The following is a 17153-nucleotide window of genomic DNA, read 5'->3' on the forward strand; positions in this document are numbered from 1 at the left end:
AATCCCGTCGTTTGATCCGCGACCACGAGGTAAGGATCGAACATTCGGAAGCGCTGATCTATCTCTCCATGACCAAGCGCATGCTCGCAAGAATCGACGCCTGACCATTTTTCAGACAGCTTCTTAGGAAGAATGGTAACAAAACTCGCGCAGGGGTGAGTCGCAGAAATCGTGCTGACTGGAGAGCCGTGAAAAAATTGTGGGACGAATTGGGCTACGGCGAGATCCTGAGCCAAGAAAACCGGCTGAGGATCGATAACGGCGTGGTTCCTAGGGTGGACGAGGATTGGATCGCGATTCATCCGGAGGACGAGGGCTTGCTGGGTGAGAAGATCTCTATCCACCATATTCTGGGTCTGTCACTAAGCGTTCCTGCGCCCCGAACCAGACATTATGACTCGCACAGGCCGGGTGGTCCCCGATACAATTGGGGACACGTGCCATCGCAATTGCCGATCTACCGCGACCGCTAGAGAACCTATCTGATGCCAAACAATGATTCACCCTGATCATCCTATCCAGACACTCTTGTTCTTCGTCGCCTCTGAGTTTGGAGACGCAGATATTTCAAGAATTGAGGGCTTTGTTGACAACCTAAAGGTGAGCCGTGCGTGGATGATCCATGCGCCAGTATTTGTGAACGAAGAGGACGAAGAGACATCGACTTTGGGGCTTTACTTGGATCTCTATTCAGCACTCCCGCCGGCAGATCTTCCTCTGGAAGTCGATCGCCAGGCTCTAGAAGAAGTGAAAGAGCTTGTTTCACACATCCAAGCCCTATCGAGAACTACTGGTCTTGCTTTTGATGTAACTTTGGATGAAGATGACATAGGTTCAATCGAGAACGGCGAGCTGGATCGAAACTTTCGTGTCGGGTTCTTGGAAGAGTGGGAGCGAGTGTTGGTAGAACGGGAGGGCGGGTGACATCTTCCGGATGCCGCGTTCACGGCGGCGCGGGAGCTCCGGCAGGGTCCGCGGAAGGGAGATACCGGATCTAACAGTTCAGCGTTGGCCGAGGATCGGGGCCGGTCGGCCAAGCCTGCGGTGGACCAAGCCTATGCTCGTGTCCGGCAGGGCCTGGCCGGCATCGGGCTCCGGCACGGTCGAGGTGCCAGGAAGGTGAAGACCTTCCTGCCCGGTGACTCGCTGCCAGCCTATCAGAAGGGAGTGGCGAAGCTTGCACGGGCAGTGCGAGACGGCGGCGGTGACGTGACCGGCCCTCTGCGGGATCACGCCGCGGACATCGCTGGCGCGGTGATGAACCGAGGCAAGCAGGACGAGGCTCGCTTGATCGCCAGCCTGCGCGGGGCCGAAGCAGGCTCCGCGGAGCCGGTCTTGCCCGGGGATGTGATGTCGCTCGAGGGCGATGCCAAGCGCACCGCGATTCAGGATGCCTTCGCGAAGCTCGCGATAGACCATTCATTCGGGCGCTTGGCGGACGTGAAGGTTCCGGAGAATCTGCTGCCGCTCTTCCGTGCCGTGAAGGAGACGACACGGGCGGTGCTGGGGGTGGCGCGTGAAATCGAGAGGACGGGAACAAGAGGTAACTCGGTGGCGAGGAAGCCGGATACTCTTCGACCAACGGCGGGCGCAAAGTCCATCAGCTCGGGGAGAAATGAAGATACAAGGAGAATAAGGCGAGAAGCCGCCTATTCAGAATTTGAAGCGATGATCGAAGCGCTTGGGCTTCCTCTTCTAATCACTCCGGAGGAAGCGAAGATGCGCAGGAAACCGTTGCATTTTGGGCGTGCTACAACAAAAGACTACAATCAAACCTACGACAATGCATATGAAGAGTATGAGGGTCGAGTCGTTATTCATCACTCGGTGGAACAGCGCTATTCCGAAGATCAAGGCGGGTTCATCGATCCGACGAAAATTCATTCGCTTGAAGTGCTTCGTGGTATACCGCTAGAGCTCGTGAGAGTTTTACACGGCAAGATCATTCAGATGGAGATGAATGACTTTCGTCGGAGGAATGCGGATCCGTCAGAGCAAGATCTTCTGGACTTTGCGAGCGAGATCGATGCACGATTTGGTCAATACTTTCTTCCTGTAATCGAATGAGAAAATACTATGAGTTGGATCTGGCGGCTCCGGGTGGGCCAGGCAGAAGGTCTGTTTCGGAAGGAGGACGTAATCCGAAGGTTTATTATTCTCTGCACGTCGTCTTTGAGAGTTGGTTGGGTGATGAACTGGTTCATTTCTATCCCTGTTTCCTCGTAAGCAAGGATTTGGGAGCAAAGTTCCAAAGTGCTGGATTGACCGGGTTCGAGTTGGCCGATTTCGAAACCGAGAAGGACAGTCAGTTCGATCTCGTTTACGGGGGTCTGAAGCTGCCTGATTTCTGGTGGTTGAAAATTACGGGTCGGCATGGAGCGGATGACTTCTTTCTAAGCGATCAGTACTGGATGATTGCATCCGAGGATGCTTTGGACGTGATTGGGACGGCGAATGTACCCACTTTGGCTGCCGACGAGTATCTCGTCTGACAGCACCCTGAATTGCCGGACGTCTTGTTCCCTCGTGTCACCTATGGAATGAATCAACAGATCTACTACGAGCTCACTTTGGCCGCTCTTGGTGGCCCCGGCAAGAGTTCCGAAGCAACTGGCGAGGGAGTTTTCAAAGACTACACCACGCTGCACGCTGTCTTCGAGAGCTGGCTGGGAGATGAGTTGCTGGAGATCCTTCCCTGTTTTCTCGTCACATCATCATTGGGCTTTCATCTCTCATCCGAGGGCTTCTCGGGTTTTGAACTTCATGATGTGGAAGTGGAGAAGGGCAGTCAGTTTGACTTGGCCTATCCCGGTGTGGATCCGCGCGGCGGGGCGGGCGCTCAGACAAGGTCCGCGGACAGGAGATCCCGGATCTAGCGGTTCGGCGTCGGCCAAGGATCGGGGCCGGTCGGCCAAGGTTGCGGTGGACCAAGCCTATGCTCGCGTCCGGCAGGGCTTGGCCGGCACCGGGCTCCGGGGCGGTCGCGGTGCCACGAAGGTGAAGACCTTCCTGCCCGGTGACTCGCTGCCTGCTTATCAGGAGGGAGTGGCGAAGCTCGCGATGAATGTGCTGCACGAGCGCGCCTATGCGGGGGACGCAGCGGAGCCGCAGGCCTACCGCGTGCGCGCCATGCGCTACGCGCGGACGGGGCCTGCCAGGGCGTGATCCGCTTCTTCAAGGGCGGGACATCGGGGATGTCTTCGAGGAGTTCTCGGAGGACGCGCTGGCCCGCGGACTGCACGACCGGCTCGTCGATGGCAGCGCGGTGCTGCGGGACCTGCGCAAGGTGGAGCAGGCCACCGGCATGGAGCTGCTGCCGCGCGATTACGGGATCGATCCCGCGGCGCCGGACCCGATGCCTCTGTTAGAAGGCTTCTCCAAGCTGGCGCGGGCACATGCCTGGGGCCAGGTGCGCACGGGCGCGTTGCCGGAGCGGACCTCGCGCTGGATGGACATGCTGGTGGCCACGCAGGCGAGGATGCTGCGGCAGGCGGGTGCACGGATATGATCTGTTAGATCCGGACTTGGAAATTTCCGAAGTGAGGCCGGCAAGGAGAGTGTCCGTTGCCCGGAGAGGGCAGGGGGTGGCATGCTAGGGGAATGGCTCAAATCACACTGAATGCCTCGGGCGGGATGAATGCCCCGGTGCTGGAAACGCTCGATGCCGGCTCGCGCTATCTCTTCTGGTTCTACGCGGATATCGCGAATGCGGGGCTGAACCAGCTGCATGAACTCTCGCCGCTCTCGATGCCCGTGCCTTTCTACAGCGAGGTGGCGGGCAGCGCGCCGGTCGCCTTCGATCTGGCGGTGGCCAGCGGCGGGCGGATGGAGTTCACCGCGGCCACGGGGCAGATGCATCTCTATCTCTCGAATGGCACGGCAGCCAATGCCGGCAACGTGATCGAGTACGGCTTCACCCGCATCCCCCGATGAGATCCTTCCTTCCTCCCACCGGCTGTTCGCCGGGTTGTAGTGCGGGTCTCGCGAAGACGGCGGACAAGCCCTTGCTGGCGCGGCTCGCGCTGGTGGGTGATAGCATCACCGAGCTGGGTGCCTCGAGCATGTACGTGCTGAATGCGGTGGGCGCATGGGGCTGGGCGCGTTGCTTCAATGGCAGCGGCTGGGACCCCGTGAGCAGCGGTAGCAAGCTGACCTTCGCCACCAGCGGGAAGCGCAGCGACGAGTTGAACGCGCTCTGGCTTTCCGCCGTGGTCGCCGCCAAGCCGGATGCCTGCGCCTTGCTCTACGGGGCGAACGATGCCGCGCAGCTGCGCACGGCATCCGCCTTCCTCGCAAGTTGCGGCGAGTCGATCGATACCTTGCGTGCCGCGGGGATCCGCCCGCTGATGTTCGAGGTGTTGCCGATGAGCGGCAGCGGCCAGGAATCGCGTCAGGCGAAGGTGGCGGAGCTCAATCTGGCGCTGCGCACCTACTGCCGCCAGCGCGGCGTGCCGCTGTGCCGCTGGGCGCATGTGCTGGAGACGACTCCGGACACGGGCATCGGCAGCGCGAGCTACACGCCGGATAACATTCACCCCAATGCGCTGGCCTCCTCAAGGCTGGGCCGCTACATGGCGGGCTTCCTGCGCAAGCACTTCCGCTTCGCGGACGTGTGGAAGAACACGAACTGGATCTCCCCGAACTGGCGTCTGGAGGGCAATGCCACCGATCCCTTCGGCTGGAACGCCTATCCCCCCTCGGGCGGGAGCATCGGTGCCAAGTCGATCATCCCCGACCCCGCCGGAAACTGGTGGCAGGTGGAGATGGTGAAGGGGACTTCGTCGTCGTATTTCAGCTTCGCTACATTTGGAGCGAATACTGTTGGGTCGATTGTGGGGAGAACCGTCGAGTCACTCTGTGAGGTTCAGGTCGTCGCGGGACAAGTTGGCATCAACTGCTTGCAGGGCTACGCAAGTCCCTCGTCCCAACTGCAATACGCCGTGAATAGTGCTGCGGATCCGTCTTGTAAGATTGACGCATCTGATGGGCTTTTTGTCCTGCGGCCGGGACCACGGCAGATGGCCGCCGGTCTAACATCAGTCTATGCCCTTCTGCTTGCTGCTCCCGTAGGAGCAACAGCCACGGTCAGGATTAGAAGGGCAGGGACTCGGGAGATTTTTTAATGGCGGGATTATGAGCAGAGACAAACTTGTAGAGATTGCGAATAATGACACTCCCCATGGAGTCGAGATTCCAGGGAACTGGCCAGGCGTATTGGCTTGGGTTCTGGGGCGCTTCGGGCTCGGTGTTGGTGTCGCTATTGTCTTTGGATGGTTTACGGTGAAGGTCTACGGGGACCTGCAGAGACAGAATGACAGGATCTTGGACGCGTTTCGTCAGCAGACATTGAGCAATGCCGAGCACGTTCATGCTATTCGGGAATTAGCGAAGAGAATTGAGGATGCTCATCGGCGAGCTGATGAGGGTCTCAAGTAGCATCCAGCCGTTGTAATTTGACGCTGGGAAGAATTCTGATTGGCGCGAGGGAACTGGCACAATAGCTAACCGTTCATCAGCCTGGCGAATGCAACGTTTCAATCAGATCGACATCCTCAGAGCGATTGCTGTGCTCTTGGTTCTTGGGAGGCACATGAGCAGTTGCCCTCCCGAGGTGAACATGGCGGTGCATAAGATGACCGAGGCCTGGATCCGCGGCGGTTGGATAGGAGTCGATCTCTTCTTCGTGCTTAGCGGATTCCTCGTATCGGGGCTGCTGTTTCGCGAGCATGATCGCTCTGGTAGAATCGACGCGAAGCGATTCTTGATTCGGCGGGGTTTCAAGATCTACCCACCGTTCTGGCTCTTGATCCTCGCCACGGTAGTTCTCGGGGCTTTGCGTGGTAGGGGGCTAGAATGGGAGAAAATCTGGGCGGAACTGCTCTTCGTGCAGAACTATTTTCCCGGAATCTGGGTTCATACTTGGTCGTTAGCGGTGGAAGAGCATTTCTACCTCTTATTGACATTCGCGTTTCTCTTGGCGTTGAGGTTTCGAAGAGACTGCCCTTTCTCGGTCATCCCGGTGGCGTTTGGTGTGATTTCGGTTTTGTGTTGAGTTTCCGGACCGAAGGAGCATTCCAATCTGGGACAACTCGAGAAGGTGTTCGTGGGAGGATTCCCCTTTGTTCCCTACGGCCAATTTGAAAAGCATGAGAAAAGAGCCTTGGCCGTAAAGGAGGCGGCTGAATCCAAAAGGAAGGAAGCCGAATCCAAGGAAAAGGAAGCCGAACTCAAAAAACAGCAGCTTGAGCTCGCGATGGAGGATGTCGAATCGAAGCAGAGGGAGGCGGAACTCAAGAAGCAGGAGCTTGAAACCACGGTGGAGCAAGCCGCATTGAAGAAGGCGGAAGCCGAATTCAAGGCGAAGGAGGCAGAATCCAAGAATGCCGAAGCCGAGCTCAAGACTCTGGAGGTTTTGAACTGGGAAAAGCGCCCGACTCCTCTTGCGGTTCCTGATGGCGTGGATGTGCCCGCCATGCAGATGCAGGCGCAAGCGCTTGAATCGGAGGTTCGGGAGCTCAAGACCGAGGTCAGGATCCTTGAATCCAAGTCTGAGTTGCTCGAATCCGCGTCAAAAACGCTCGAGTCCGAGTCCCAGTTGCTTCAGAGCGAGACCAAGGTGCTCCAGAACAACTCTCAAGTGCTCAAATCGGAAACTGTGGAGCTCGAGGGCGCTTCCCAGCAACTCAAGATGGAGTCCCAACCCCTCGTTGAGGAAGCATCCGAACTGCTAGGAGAACTCGCGGCCATGGGATACTTCGAGCCCGTGGACGATCGGAATCTGGTCATCACTCTCCCTAGGAACCGGACATGGACGCTGCCCACGGGGATCCATGCCGTGACCGGCGAATTTAAAGAAGATGCAGCAGTAGATGGAGCCATCACCTTCGGAACCATCACGCTCAGCGACCCAGCCTCGATCCATGTCGCTCCCATCACCACCGCCATCGCGATTCCTTCGCAGGTTCCTGCCGAAGGCATCACTGTCACGGTGGCGGGACTCAATCTGGATCGCATCAAGTCCGCCTACTGGAACTCCAACCTGGCTCCGGTGGACATCATCGGCCAAGGCAAGGAGAAGCTGGTGCTTCGCATCAAGACGGCGCCCCCGAATGGAACGAAGGAGATCCTGATTAGCGACTCCTTGCCTCCGGGGTTCAGTTCCAGCTCGCTGGATTACTCCCGCAGCATTGTAGGATCCGTCCCGGTGACGGTCCAAGAGCGGGCCTTGGCCCTCGCTTCGGCGGCGGAGAGCGTAAAGCCGGGTACCGCGACGCTGACCTTGTCCGGATTCTTCCCGGCGGGAACCACGGCCTCCCTCGGCGCGGATTCCACGCCGGTGAAGCTGGAGATTACGGCCGATGGCAGCAAGGCGACGGTCACGCTCGGCGCGATCTTCGACGTGCTGGTCCTGGGCAAGCCCTCGGCGAAGATCCCGCTCGTCTTCAAGTCGGGCAAGGACAGCGCCACGGTCAGCCTGAACTATGTGAATGCCAAGGTGTCGGTCGTCGGCATCTACCCCACAGTCCTCCCGGCGGCCTCGATCCCGAAGGAGATGAATATCGTGGCCCGCTTTGATCCGGCCTACAACGGGGATGCCATGGTGCTGGTCGGCGGTCTTTCGCTCGGTGTCCACAAGGTGGACGCGAGCGGGACCATCTCGATCAAGGATCTGAGCACGCGGATCACCCCCGATCAATTGGAGGCCTTGGAGAAGAAAGCCGATCTTGTCCTCCTGATCGGGAATGAACCCTTCAATCTGGAGAAGGTGATCTCCATCGTGCCACGTCCGAAATCATAGCGGGTTTGGCCCTACCCCCTCACAAACTCCAGCAGATCCCGGTTCAGCTGGTCCTTGTGGGTATCCGTGATGCCGTGCGGGGCGCCGGGGTAGACGAGGAGCTTGGCGTCCGGCACGAGTTTGGCGGATTCCAGCGCGCTGATGGCGATGGGGACGACTTGGTCGTCATCGCCGTGCAGGACGAGGGTGGGGATGTCGAACTTCTTGAGGTCCTCGCGGAAGTCGGTTTCGGAGAAGGCCTTGATGCACTCCAGCGTGTTCAGGTGGCCGCCCATCATGCCCTGTAGCCACCAGGCGTCGATGATGCCTTGGGAGGGCTTCGCGCCCGGGCGATTGTAGCCGAAGAAGGGGCCGGAGGGCACGTCCTTGAAGAACTGCGAGCGATCCGCGAGCTGCGCGCTGCGGAAGCCGTCGAAGACTTCGATCGGGATCCCGTTCGGGTTGTCGTCGCGCTTCACCATCAGCGGCGGCACGGCGGAGATCAGCCCGGCTTTCGCGAGGCGCTTGGTGCCGTGGCGGCCGATGTAGCGCGCCACCTCGCCCCCGCCGGTGGAGAAGCCGAAGATGACGGCGTCCTTCACATCGAGGTGATCGAGCAGCTGCGCGAGGTCATCCGCGTAGGTGTCCATCTCGTTCCCGCTGGCCGTCTGGTCGGAGCGGCCGTGGCCGCGGCGGTCGTGGGCGATGCAGCGGTAGCCCTGCCCGGCCAGGTAGATCATCTGCGCCTCCCAGCTATCCGCGGTGAGCGGCCAGCCGTGGCAGAAGATGATCGGTTGCGCGGAGGGATTGCCCCAGTCCTTGTAGTAGAGGGAGGTGCCGTCGGTGGTGGTAAAGGTAGCCATGGTGGTAGGAGATGGTAGATGTTGGATGGGAGATGGTGGAGGTTTATTTCAGCCCGCCGCTGATGGTGAGGGTAGTGCCGGTGACCCACACGGCATCGTCCGAAGCGAGATAGACCACGCCGGGCCCGATGTCCTCGGGCTGGCCGATGCGGCCCAGCGCGGTGGCTTCCCCTAGCTTGATGAAGGTATCCAGCAGACCCTGCGCGTGCACGCCGTCGGATTCGATCGGTCCCGGGTTCACGGAGTTCACGCGGATCTTCCGCGGCCCCAGCTCCTTCGAGAAGGTGCGGGTCAGCCCGTCCACCGCGGACTTCGTGGCATTGTAGACACCGGTGCCTGCGGGCGAGTCCATGCTCACGATCGAGCTGGTATTGATGATCGCGCCGCCCGCCGGGTTGAAGTGCTTCAGCGCCTCCTGCGTGGCCAGGATGGTGCCCAGCACGTTGATGTCGAAGAGCCGGTGGAAGTGCTCCGGCGTGATCGCCTCCAGCGGCTTGAAGTCGAAGACCCCGGCATTGTTCACCAGGATATCGATGGGGCCGTAGGCGGCCACGCTGTCCGCGATCAGCTGCGCGGCGTCTTCCGGCTTGGCCACGTTGCCTTGTAGGGCGATCGCCTTGCCGCCGGCGGCGGTGATGGAGGCTACCACCGCATCGGCGGCGTCCTTGCTGGCGGAGTAGTTCACCACCACGGAGGCTCCCTCCGCGGCGAGTGCCTTGGCAATGGCGGCGCCGATGCCTTTCGATGAGCCGGTCACGATCGCGTGTTTGCCGGCGAGTTTCAGAGTTAGTGCCATGGGGTGGGGATTGGGGTTGGAGGTTCAGCGGGGAGATTGGGGAGGGCTTGCCCGGTGTGACCGGGGAATTGTTTCCCGGCACGGGGAGGTAACCGCGGGGCGAGATTGGAGGGCCTGAGAAAATTTCCGGTCACGCCGCGGCGCGCTTCCCCAATCAGGGCAGTGAGGCGCGGTCCATCGCGCCCGCTCTACCGAATCCCACTGCCATGAATCCCTACCACAAGCTTTACACCGCCGAGGATAGCGTCGTCGTCTTCATCGATCACCAGCCGCAGATGACCTTCGGCGTGGCGAATATCGACCGCGCCACCCTCATCAACAACGTCACCCTGCTCGCGAAGGTGGCGAAGGAATTCAATGTCCCCGCCATCCTCACCGCGGTGGAGACGGAGTCCTTCAGCGGCTACATCTGGCCGCAGCTTCTCGATGTCTTCCCGGGCCAGCCGGTGGTCGAGCGTTCCTCGATGAACTCGTGGGATGACGAAGGCTTCCGCGAGGCGATCCGCGCCACGGGCCGGAAGAACATCCTGCTCACCGGCCTGTGGACGGAAGTCTGCGTGACCTGGCCGACCATCGAGATGCTGGGCGAGGGCTACAACATCTACGTGGTGGAGGATTGCTGCGGTGCCACCTCCCAGGCCGCGCATGAGGCCGCGCTGTCCCGCATGGTGCAGGCCGGTGCCGTGCGCGTCACCACCATCCCCGCCTTGCTCGAGTGGCAGCGGGATTGGGCGAAGCGCGAGCACTACAACAATCTCATGGGCCTGATCAAGAACCAGGGCGGGGCCTATGGCGTGGGCGTGGAGTATGCCTACACCATGGTGCACAAGGCGCCGCAATCCGCGATCAAGCCGCAAGTGGTGCCGCCGGGTAAGGGGCACTAAGAATTGGATCTTCCGCTGGGAGCGCGGAGCCTCCGGCCCGCAGAAGTCATCTTGCATACCGCTTCATGGCAGAGACGGCATTGCCTTCGCGCGACTCTGCGGAGAGCATCTCGAAGGCGATGCCACCCGTGACTTATCGATCTCACGCCAGATAACTTCTGCGGGCCGGAGCTTGTCCGAGAAGGCAAAAGGATTCGTGTCGGACCACTCCGCAAAGCCGGAGTTCCGCGCTCCCAGGCTATGCTCCGCTACTTCATCACTCTCGCCTGTCTCTCGACCGCCGGTGCCCGGGAATGGGAACTCGGCATCGAGGGCCATGCCCGGACGATGTACGAGAGCTATGACAACATCGACTTCGGACTCGGCCCGGTGGCGGATGACGATTGGATCCACCAGCGGGTGCAGCTCATGGCCCGGCTGGACCGCGGCGAGGCCTTCCGCTTCGCCGCGGAGCTCACCTGGGGCGAGATGTCCGGCAAGGAATCCCCGCTGGCCCCGCCGGATGAGGATGAGCCGGATCTGCTCCAGCTCTACCTGCAGGGGCGCGTGCCCCTCGGCGGGGCGGATGCGCTGGAGCTCCGCGCCGGCCGCCAGACGCTCTACTACGGATCTGGTAGATTGCTCGCCGCGCGGGAGGGCGCGAATCAACGCCTCTCGCACGATGCCGTGCTGCTCTCCTGGCAGCGCGGGGAGGACACGCGGGTGGATGCCTTCATCGCCTCCCCGGTGGAGGTGGAGCCCGGCAGCTTCGACAATGCCTCTCGGCCGCATGCCCGCCTGCTCTGGAGCCTCTATGCGGTCGCGCCTCTGCCCTGGGGGCGGGATCACTTCGTGGATCTCTACTACATCGGCCTGCGGGATGAGGATGCCATCGGCATCGGCCAGGAGACGCGTCACACCCTCGGCGCCCGCTTCTGGCGGGAGGAGGGGCCGTGGATTCATAATACCGAGTTGATCGGTCAGTTCGGCAGCATCGGCGAGCGGGACATCGCGGCAGGTGCGATCAGTCTCGGCTTCGGGCGCCGGTGGGAGAGCTTGCCTTGGCAGCCCACCCCGCAGCTCCGCGCGGACCTCATCTCCGGCGGGGACGATGGCCGCGGCACCGTGCACACCTTCAATCCGCTCTTCCAGGCGAACAACTACTTCAACGAAGGTGGCTTCCTCTCGCCCTCGAATCTCTACAATCTGAATCCGCTCGTCAGCCTGAAGCCCTGCGAGAGCGTGGAGCTCCAGCTCGGCGTGAACTTCCAGTGGCTCTTCAGCCGCAACGATGCCATCTACACCCCGCCGCTGCAGCCGCTCGTGAGCCCGGATCCGCAGGGGGATCGCTACCTCGGCACCTCCTTCAATGCCTCCGTCTCCTGGCAACTGCGGGAGAATGTGGAGCTCTTCTTGGGCTACACGCACCTGCAGGCAGGAGATGCGCTGGAGGCCGTGGGCGGGCGGGATGTGGACTACCTGCAGAGCAGCTTCAGGGTGGCGTTCTAACAGGAGTGAGCACATACGCGATTGTGGCTTCAGCGTGTAAGATGTCCCCCGTTCGCGGCGCAGCCGCTATGGAGTGCGGCGAGGATCGCCGCTTTTGTGCGAGCTCGCGGATGAGAACGGCGACGGGAGAGTGATCCAGTGTCCGCTTGGGGCATCCGTCTCCGGGATCTCCGCACGTCGCTATCCCACCCAGACCCTCCCCAAAGCGGCGATGCCCGCCGCACTCCGAAAGAGCCTGCGGCTCCAAGGGGGAACACTCGGGATGAAAATCGCGTGAGCGCGGTCACACGCCGTCCCGGTTTCCCAATCAGAAGGGGAGCCATGTCCCCGCCACCCGAAGACCACAGCGTGACCGTCGTCGTCCGCCGCCGCACGAAGCCCGGCTGCGAGGCGAGCTTCGAGGAGGAAATGCAGCGCTTCACCTGCTTCGTGCTCGGCTTCCCGGGGAACCGCGGCATCCACATCCTGCGCTCGGACCAATCGAACCCGCGCGAATACACCGTGGTCGATCGCTTCGAGAACATGGATGCGCGCCACGCCTTCACCGCCACGGAGGACTACCGCGTCTGGATGAAACGCCTGCGAGAGCTGAGCGTGGAGGACCCGCACATCGAGGAGATGGAGGGACTCGCCGGCTGGTTCACCATTCCCGGCGAGCCCGCCCACAAGCCGCCGCCGAAGCCGAAGATGGCGCTCGTCACCTTCATGGGCGTCTATCCGCTCACCTCGCTGCTGCCGCCCTTCTTCGGCAAGCTGCTACCGGCCTGGCCGCACCTGCTGCGGAATGTCCTCGTCACCGGCCTGATCGTCGCCCTGCTGACCTGGGTGGTCATGCCGAATCTCACGAAGCTCTTCAAGCGATGGCTTTTCAAGGCATAGCCCAACATTTCCAACTTTATGAACACACCTGATCTCATCCTCAAGAACGGCAGGGTCACCACGCTCGACCCCGCGAAGCCGAATGCCAGGCACGTCGCGATCAAGGACGGTCGCATCCTCGCCGTCTCCGATGACGAGATCGCGCCGGGCCCGGATACCAAGGTGATCGACCTGAAGGGCCATCGCGTGATCCCCGGCCTGAATGACTCGCACCTCCACCTCATCCGCGGCGGGCTGAACTACAACATGGAGCTGCGCTGGGACGGCGTGCCCTCGCTGGCGGATGCCCTGCGCATGCTGAAGCTGCAGGCCGCGCACACGCCCGCGGGCCAGTGGGTCCGCGTCGTCGGATCGTGGAGCGAGTTCCAGTTCATCGAGCAGCGCATGCCCACGCTGGAGGAGATCAATGAGGCCGCGCCGGATACGCCCGTCTTCATCCTGCACCTCTACTGCCGCGCGCTGCTGAACCGCGCCGCTCTCGTTGCCTGCGGATACACGAAGGACACGCCCGATCCTCCGGGCGGCGAGATCCAGCGCGACAAACAGGGCAATCCCACCGGCCTGCTCATCGCCCGGCCGAATGCGATGATCCTCTACGCCACGCTGGCGAAGGGCCCGAAACTCCCGGCGGAGCATCAGCTTAATTCCACCCGCCACTTCATGCGCGAGCTGAACCGCCTCGGCGTCACCAGCTGCATCGATGCCGGCGGCGGCTTCCAGAATTACCCGGACGACTACGAGATCATCCGCCAGCTCCACGGCCGCGGCGAGATGACCGTGCGCATCGCCTACAATCTCTTCACCCAGAAGCCGAAGGAGGAGAAGGACGACTTCGCCCGCTGGATGAAGATGACCAAGCCCGGCGATGGCGACAGCTTCTTCCGCATGAACGGGGCAGGGGAGATGCTGGTCTTCTCCGCTGCGGATTTCGAGGACTTCCTGGAGCCGCGCCCGGATCTCGCGCCCTCGCTGGAGCAGGAGCTGGAGACGGTGGTCACCGCGCTGGCCTCGAATAGCTGGCCCTTCCGCCTGCACGCCACCTATGACGAGAGCATCAGCCGCTTCCTCGATGTCTTCGAGCGCGTGAACAAGGAGGTGCCCATCGGCGGGCTGCATTGGTTCCTCGATCATTGCGAGACCATCTCGGATCGCAATCTGGACCGCGTGAGGGCGCTCGGCGGCGGCATCGCCATCCAGCACCGCATGGCCTTCCAGGGGGAATACTTCGTCGATCGCTATGGCGCGAAGGCGGCGGAGCGCACCCCGCCTGTTAGAAAGATGCTGGAGCGCGGCATCCCGGTCGGCGCGGGCACGGATGCCACCCGCGTGGCGAACTACAATCCCTTCAACTCGCTCTGGTGGCTCGTCAGCGGGAAGACGCTCGGCGGCCTGCAACTCTACAAGGAGGACAACCGCATGAGCCGGGAGGAGGCACTGCGCCTCTACACCGCGGGCAGCGCCTGGTTCTCGCGTGAGGAGAGCGTGAAGGGCCGCATCGCGCCCGGCCAATTCGCCGACCTCGTCGTCACCAGCGAGGACTACATGGAAGTGGCGGAGCACAAGATCCGCGACCTGGAATCCGTGCTCACCATCGTGGATGGCAAGCCGGTGTATGCCGCCGGGGACTTCAAGCAGCACGATGCGCCCGCCATCCCGATCCTGCCCGAGTGGTCGCCGGTGAAGCGCTTCGGCGGCTATGGCGCCCCGCTCTGGGATGGCCGCGTGACCATGTCCCAGCGCGGCGTGGCACCACGCGCGACACCCGCGCAGCAGCCGCTCTCCCAGCTCTGGGGCTCGGGCTGCGATTGCTTCGTGTTCTGAGATGGCTTGTAGGGATCAGGAACGGGGACATTCCTGTCCCCGTTGCAGCGGCATCGCCGCCTTGGACTGCGCGCAGCCTGCTGCCGCTTTCGGCAGGCAGCCTGCTGCCGTGAAGCAGTGAGGAGGGTCACGGGTTTCTCTCCGGGAAGACGCAGAGTTACCGGGGAGCTTTCTTGATTGAGAAGCTCGGCATCGACGGGCGGGGGATCACCGGAAATCGATAGTGCACCACCCGTGCTCCGCAGCAGGCTGCACGCAGTCCAAGGAGCCTGCGGCTCGGAAGAATCGCCACCACTTCTCCACGAGCTTCATCACGCTTGCCGTTGATGACTGGAATGTCGCCTCAGGAGTAGCGGAAGGACTCTCGTCCTTCCGGCTTCTCGCGTTTCCCCCGCAAATCGCTATCGTCTTCTCCATGACATCCTCCCCCAGCCGGAAGGACGAGAGTCCTTCCGCTACATCGCCTTGAGACCCGATCACTTCTCAGGCACGGGGGCGTCCTTTCCCTTGTCGGGCGATGCGGGGGCGGGCTTCTTTTGATAAGCCCGGTGCTCGGCGACGATCTTGGCGAGTTCCGCGCTGTAGCCAACCCGGCAGGACGGATCCTGCGGATCGACGAAACGGAACTTCTTGCCATCCTGGTCCTTCTCTTCCGAGACAAAGACATACCACAAGGTGCCCAGCATCTTCTCCGGATCCACGGCCTTGCCATCGAGATAGTGCCGGTAATCGAAAAGGTCGCCGACCTTCTTCTCGCCGCGGACTACATCGACGATGGTCGAGCGGAGTGCCAGTTCTTCCCACTCAGGAACGCTTCCGTGCTGCTGGACCTTATATCCATGGATGCAGACGAGATAAAGCTCGGGTCGACTCTCGAGGCCGCGGTGAAACGCATTGTTATGGAACCATTCATTCCATCCTACGAATTCGTCGTCATCCACGTGGTGTTCACCGGCGAGGAGGGACACGGCAAGACCCGGAAGAATGCACAAGGTGAGCCAGGGTTTCATAAGGCGTGAGATCGGAGCTTCTTCGCATGAGAGCCAATGCGGCGGAACTTGGCAAGAAGACGTGGATCACGCATCCCCGTGCCACTGCCAGCCGGGGTGGCGGATGAAGGCCAGGGTGTCCTTCACGTCGAGCCCGGCTTGCGCCTGCGCGCTGAAGTGCTGGCGGCGCGCCTCCCAGCGGGCGAGGTCATCCGGTGGCGGAGTGTAGCGGGCGCGGTAGGGGTGCTTGTTCCCCACGAGCATGACGAGGTGCCCCTCCAGCCCGAAGTCATTCTGCATGCCGGAGAGGCGGTAGCGGCAAAAGCCGTTCGGGCCGTTCTCCTCGTAGAAGTCGAGCAGGGCTGTTAGATTCCCGAGCTTCGTTTCCGCTCGGCAGTGGTCCCAGAAGGGCGTTTGCGGCGCGGCGTTCAGCTTGTAGTGCAGGGCGAGGAAATCGCGGATGTCCGTCCAGCCGCGACCGGTGAGCTCATTGAAGAGATCGCGCAGGCCGGGCGTGGGCATCAGGCGGCTGCGGTTCAGCATTTCCACCAGGCTCTGCAGATTCCCGCAGACGATCATCAGTGCGGTGGCTTCCAGCGGTTCGACGAAGCCGCCGGCATTCCCGATCGCGACGACATTCTCGGCCCACTGGCGGCGGTAGCAGCCGCTGCGGAATTTCACGATGCGCGGGGAGGCCGGGGCCTTCGGGTTCTTGCGCCGGAATTCCTCCGCCGCCTGCTCGTCGCTGATGAAGCTGGAGGAGTAAACGTAGCCGCGGTTTACGTGGTGCTCGTGCTCGATCTGCCAGGCCCAGCCCGCATCCATCTGCTCCGCGGTGGTATAGGGCAGGATCGGCTCGTCCGGCCCGCGGTCCCAGCCGCCGACCACGGCGCGGTCGCAGAAGAGGGCGTCGGAGAAGCTTTGGTACGGTTCCTCTAGTACCTTTCCCAGCAGCTCGCTGCGGAAGCCGCTGCAATCGATGAAGAAATCCGCGGCGAGGCGCTGGCCGTCTTCGAGCGTCACGGCGGCGATCGGTCCCTCCGGCAGGCGCTCGGCACCGGTCACGCGGCCATCGATGATCTCCACGCCGCACTCGCGCGCGACCTGCTCCAGCACGCTCACCAGCTTCTCGTTCTCGATGTGGAAGGCGTGCCAGCCCTCGATGTCCGGGCAGCCGTTCTCCTGTTTCGCGAAGGCCTTGCCATGCCACATGAGCGCGGAGGGCAGGCTGGTGCAGCGGAACTCATCGTCGCAGTAGTAGCCGTTCGGCATGCGCAGGTCCGGCGCGGTGTGGTCGAGCTGCTGGTCGAAGCTGTAGTCGAAACGCCCGCGCACTCCCCACAGGAAGCGGATGCCGAGCTTCCACGTGGGCTCGGCGAGGGTGTGGAAGGCCTTCCGGTTCAGGCCGAGGTAGTCGAAGAGGTGCTGCGGGAAATTCGGCGTGGTGCCTTCCCCCACTCCGATCACGCCGATATCCGGGCTGCGGACGATGCGGACATTCAGCATCGGCAGCTTGCGCTTCAGGGAGAGCGCGGCGAGCAGGCCGGCACTGCCCGCGCCGAGCACGAGCACGTCTTGGATGGGTTTCGCGGACATGGGGAAGGGTTTCCGCGCAGGATGGGGGAGGGGAAGAATCGCGGTCAATCCGACAGCGAG

Annotated in this window: 20 protein-coding genes; 15 read left to right on the forward strand and 5 right to left on the reverse strand. The window is 61.9% G+C overall.

All coding sequences use genetic code 11. The annotated features are described in order from the left end of the window. Positions 1 to 155: 155 nt before the first annotated feature. The 9 genes from OJ996_RS26595 (at position 156) to OJ996_RS23040 (ending at position 5123) form a co-directional block, all read left to right on the forward strand. Positions 156 to 473 carry a hypothetical protein gene (locus OJ996_RS26595; protein WP_425605572.1) on the forward strand — a complete coding sequence of 106 codons (318 nt, stop codon included), beginning with the start codon at positions 156 to 158 and terminating at the stop codon, positions 471 to 473. Between the two features lie 55 nt (positions 474 to 528). Beyond that, positions 529 to 924, forward strand: coding sequence for a hypothetical protein (locus tag OJ996_RS23005; protein WP_264516053.1), 396 nt, complete (start codon positions 529 to 531; stop codon positions 922 to 924). A gap of 195 nt (positions 925 to 1119) precedes the next feature. Then, complete coding sequence (locus tag OJ996_RS23010; RefSeq protein ID WP_264516054.1) at positions 1120 to 2067, forward strand: hypothetical protein; 948 nt, start codon at positions 1120 to 1122, stop codon at positions 2065 to 2067. After that, on the forward strand, positions 2064 to 2492 hold the full coding sequence (locus OJ996_RS23015; protein ID WP_264516055.1) for a hypothetical protein: 429 nt from the start codon (positions 2064 to 2066) through the stop codon (positions 2490 to 2492). Before OJ996_RS23010 ends, OJ996_RS23015 begins: the two co-directional genes overlap by 4 nt. 48 nt (positions 2493 to 2540) lie before the next feature. Continuing rightward, positions 2541 to 2876 (forward strand): hypothetical protein, encoded by a 336-nt coding sequence (locus OJ996_RS23020; RefSeq protein ID WP_264516056.1) that lies wholly within the window; start codon positions 2541 to 2543, stop codon positions 2874 to 2876. Positions 2877 to 2922: 46 nt separating this feature from the next. Further along, complete coding sequence (locus OJ996_RS23025) at positions 2923 to 3165, forward strand: hypothetical protein (RefSeq protein ID WP_264516057.1); 243 nt, start codon at positions 2923 to 2925, stop codon at positions 3163 to 3165. 100 nt (positions 3166 to 3265) lie between these two features. After that, positions 3266 to 3508, forward strand: coding sequence for a hypothetical protein (locus tag OJ996_RS23030; RefSeq protein WP_264516058.1), 243 nt, complete (start codon positions 3266 to 3268; stop codon positions 3506 to 3508). Positions 3509 to 3600: 92 nt separating this feature from the next. Then, entirely contained in the window at positions 3601 to 3933 is a 333-nt protein-coding gene (locus tag OJ996_RS23035) for a hypothetical protein (protein ID WP_264516059.1), read from the forward strand. After that, the gene (locus OJ996_RS23040; RefSeq protein WP_264516060.1) at positions 3930 to 5123 is read left to right on the forward strand and encodes an SGNH/GDSL hydrolase family protein; all 1194 of its coding nucleotides are present in this window, start codon (positions 3930 to 3932) and stop codon (positions 5121 to 5123) included. The genes OJ996_RS23035 and OJ996_RS23040 overlap by 4 nt, the downstream gene beginning before the upstream one ends. Here the strand turns inward: OJ996_RS23040 and OJ996_RS23045 are convergent. Further along, positions 5092 to 5370 (reverse strand): hypothetical protein, encoded by a 279-nt coding sequence (locus tag OJ996_RS23045; protein ID WP_264516061.1) that lies wholly within the window; start codon positions 5368 to 5370, stop codon positions 5092 to 5094. The genes OJ996_RS23040 and OJ996_RS23045 overlap by 32 nt on opposite strands. Positions 5371 to 5524: 154 nt before the next feature. Here OJ996_RS23045 and OJ996_RS23050 point away from each other — a divergent pair, with 154 nt between their 5' ends. Together OJ996_RS23050 and OJ996_RS23055 are read left to right on the forward strand one after the other, a co-directional pair. Further along, entirely contained in the window at positions 5525 to 6052 is a 528-nt protein-coding gene (locus tag OJ996_RS23050) for an acyltransferase family protein (RefSeq protein ID WP_264516062.1), read from the forward strand. A gap of 108 nt (positions 6053 to 6160) precedes the next feature. Next, positions 6161 to 7798 carry a hypothetical protein gene (locus OJ996_RS23055; RefSeq protein WP_264516063.1) on the forward strand — a complete coding sequence of 546 codons (1638 nt, stop codon included), beginning with the start codon at positions 6161 to 6163 and terminating at the stop codon, positions 7796 to 7798. Positions 7799 to 7809: 11 nt separating this feature from the next. Here OJ996_RS23055 and OJ996_RS23060 read toward each other — a convergent pair whose 3' ends face one another. Both OJ996_RS23060 and OJ996_RS23065 read right to left on the reverse strand, forming a co-directional pair. Further along, on the reverse strand, positions 7810 to 8640 hold the full coding sequence (locus OJ996_RS23060; protein ID WP_264516064.1) for an alpha/beta fold hydrolase: 831 nt from the start codon (positions 8638 to 8640) through the stop codon (positions 7810 to 7812). A 43-nt stretch (positions 8641 to 8683) separates the two neighbouring features. Next, positions 8684 to 9436, reverse strand: coding sequence for an SDR family NAD(P)-dependent oxidoreductase (locus tag OJ996_RS23065; protein WP_264516065.1), 753 nt, complete (start codon positions 9434 to 9436; stop codon positions 8684 to 8686). A 206-nt stretch (positions 9437 to 9642) separates the two neighbouring features. On the opposite strand from OJ996_RS23065, the gene OJ996_RS23070 reads away from it, so the two are divergent. The 4 genes from OJ996_RS23070 to OJ996_RS23085 all read left to right on the forward strand — a co-directional run bounded on the left by OJ996_RS23070 (position 9643) and on the right by OJ996_RS23085 (position 14508). Continuing rightward, positions 9643 to 10320 carry a hydrolase gene (locus OJ996_RS23070; protein WP_264516066.1) on the forward strand — a complete coding sequence of 226 codons (678 nt, stop codon included), beginning with the start codon at positions 9643 to 9645 and terminating at the stop codon, positions 10318 to 10320. Between the two features lie 240 nt (positions 10321 to 10560). Next, complete coding sequence (locus OJ996_RS23075) at positions 10561 to 11808, forward strand: alginate export family protein (protein WP_264516067.1); 1248 nt, start codon at positions 10561 to 10563, stop codon at positions 11806 to 11808. A 321-nt stretch (positions 11809 to 12129) separates the two neighbouring features. Next, positions 12130 to 12687, forward strand: coding sequence for an antibiotic biosynthesis monooxygenase (locus tag OJ996_RS23080; RefSeq protein WP_264516068.1), 558 nt, complete (start codon positions 12130 to 12132; stop codon positions 12685 to 12687). Between the two features lie 18 nt (positions 12688 to 12705). Continuing rightward, complete coding sequence (locus OJ996_RS23085) at positions 12706 to 14508, forward strand: amidohydrolase (RefSeq protein ID WP_264516069.1); 1803 nt, start codon at positions 12706 to 12708, stop codon at positions 14506 to 14508. A 476-nt stretch (positions 14509 to 14984) separates the two neighbouring features. On the opposite strand, the gene OJ996_RS23090 is transcribed toward OJ996_RS23085, so the two are convergent. Together OJ996_RS23090 and OJ996_RS23095 are read right to left on the reverse strand one after the other, a co-directional pair. After that, a complete protein-coding gene (locus tag OJ996_RS23090; protein ID WP_264516070.1) occupies positions 14985 to 15518 on the reverse strand; it encodes a hypothetical protein in 534 nt (177 codons plus the stop codon). Positions 15519 to 15584: 66 nt separating this feature from the next. Next, positions 15585 to 17093, reverse strand: coding sequence for an FAD-dependent oxidoreductase (locus tag OJ996_RS23095; RefSeq protein ID WP_264516071.1), 1509 nt, complete (start codon positions 17091 to 17093; stop codon positions 15585 to 15587). Between the last annotated feature and the right edge of the window lie 60 nt (positions 17094 to 17153).

The sequence above is a fragment of the Luteolibacter rhizosphaerae genome (genome assembly GCF_025950095.1).
GTDB classification, from domain to species: domain Bacteria; phylum Verrucomicrobiota; class Verrucomicrobiia; order Verrucomicrobiales; family Akkermansiaceae; genus Haloferula; species Haloferula rhizosphaerae.

Bases quoted from the DNA above. Each gene is read 5' to 3' on its own strand.
- OJ996_RS23015 (WP_264516055.1), top strand. From the start codon at position 2,064: ATGAGAAAATACTATGAGTTGGATCTGGCGGCTCCGGGTGGGCCAGGC.
- OJ996_RS23020 (WP_264516056.1), top strand. From the start codon at position 2,541: ATGAATCAACAGATCTACTACGAGCTCACTTTGGCCGCTCTTGGTGGC.
- OJ996_RS23035 (WP_264516059.1), top strand. From the start codon at position 3,601: ATGGCTCAAATCACACTGAATGCCTCGGGCGGGATGAATGCCCCGGTG.
- OJ996_RS23040 (WP_264516060.1), top strand. From the start codon at position 3,930: ATGAGATCCTTCCTTCCTCCCACCGGCTGTTCGCCGGGTTGTAGTGCG.
- OJ996_RS23045 (WP_264516061.1), bottom strand. From the start codon at position 5,370: ATGAACGTGCTCGGCATTGCTCAATGTCTGCTGACGAAACGCGTCCAA.
- OJ996_RS23050 (WP_264516062.1), top strand. From the start codon at position 5,525: ATGCAACGTTTCAATCAGATCGACATCCTCAGAGCGATTGCTGTGCTC.
- OJ996_RS23060 (WP_264516064.1), bottom strand. From the start codon at position 8,640: ATGGCTACCTTTACCACCACCGACGGCACCTCCCTCTACTACAAGGAC.
- OJ996_RS23065 (WP_264516065.1), bottom strand. From the start codon at position 9,436: ATGGCACTAACTCTGAAACTCGCCGGCAAACACGCGATCGTGACCGGC.
- OJ996_RS23070 (WP_264516066.1), top strand. From the start codon at position 9,643: ATGAATCCCTACCACAAGCTTTACACCGCCGAGGATAGCGTCGTCGTC.
- OJ996_RS23075 (WP_264516067.1), top strand. From the start codon at position 10,561: ATGCTCCGCTACTTCATCACTCTCGCCTGTCTCTCGACCGCCGGTGCC.
- OJ996_RS23080 (WP_264516068.1), top strand. From the start codon at position 12,130: ATGTCCCCGCCACCCGAAGACCACAGCGTGACCGTCGTCGTCCGCCGC.
- OJ996_RS23085 (WP_264516069.1), top strand. From the start codon at position 12,706: ATGAACACACCTGATCTCATCCTCAAGAACGGCAGGGTCACCACGCTC.
- OJ996_RS23090 (WP_264516070.1), bottom strand. From the start codon at position 15,518: ATGAAACCCTGGCTCACCTTGTGCATTCTTCCGGGTCTTGCCGTGTCC.
- OJ996_RS23095 (WP_264516071.1), bottom strand. From the start codon at position 17,093: ATGTCCGCGAAACCCATCCAAGACGTGCTCGTGCTCGGCGCGGGCAGT.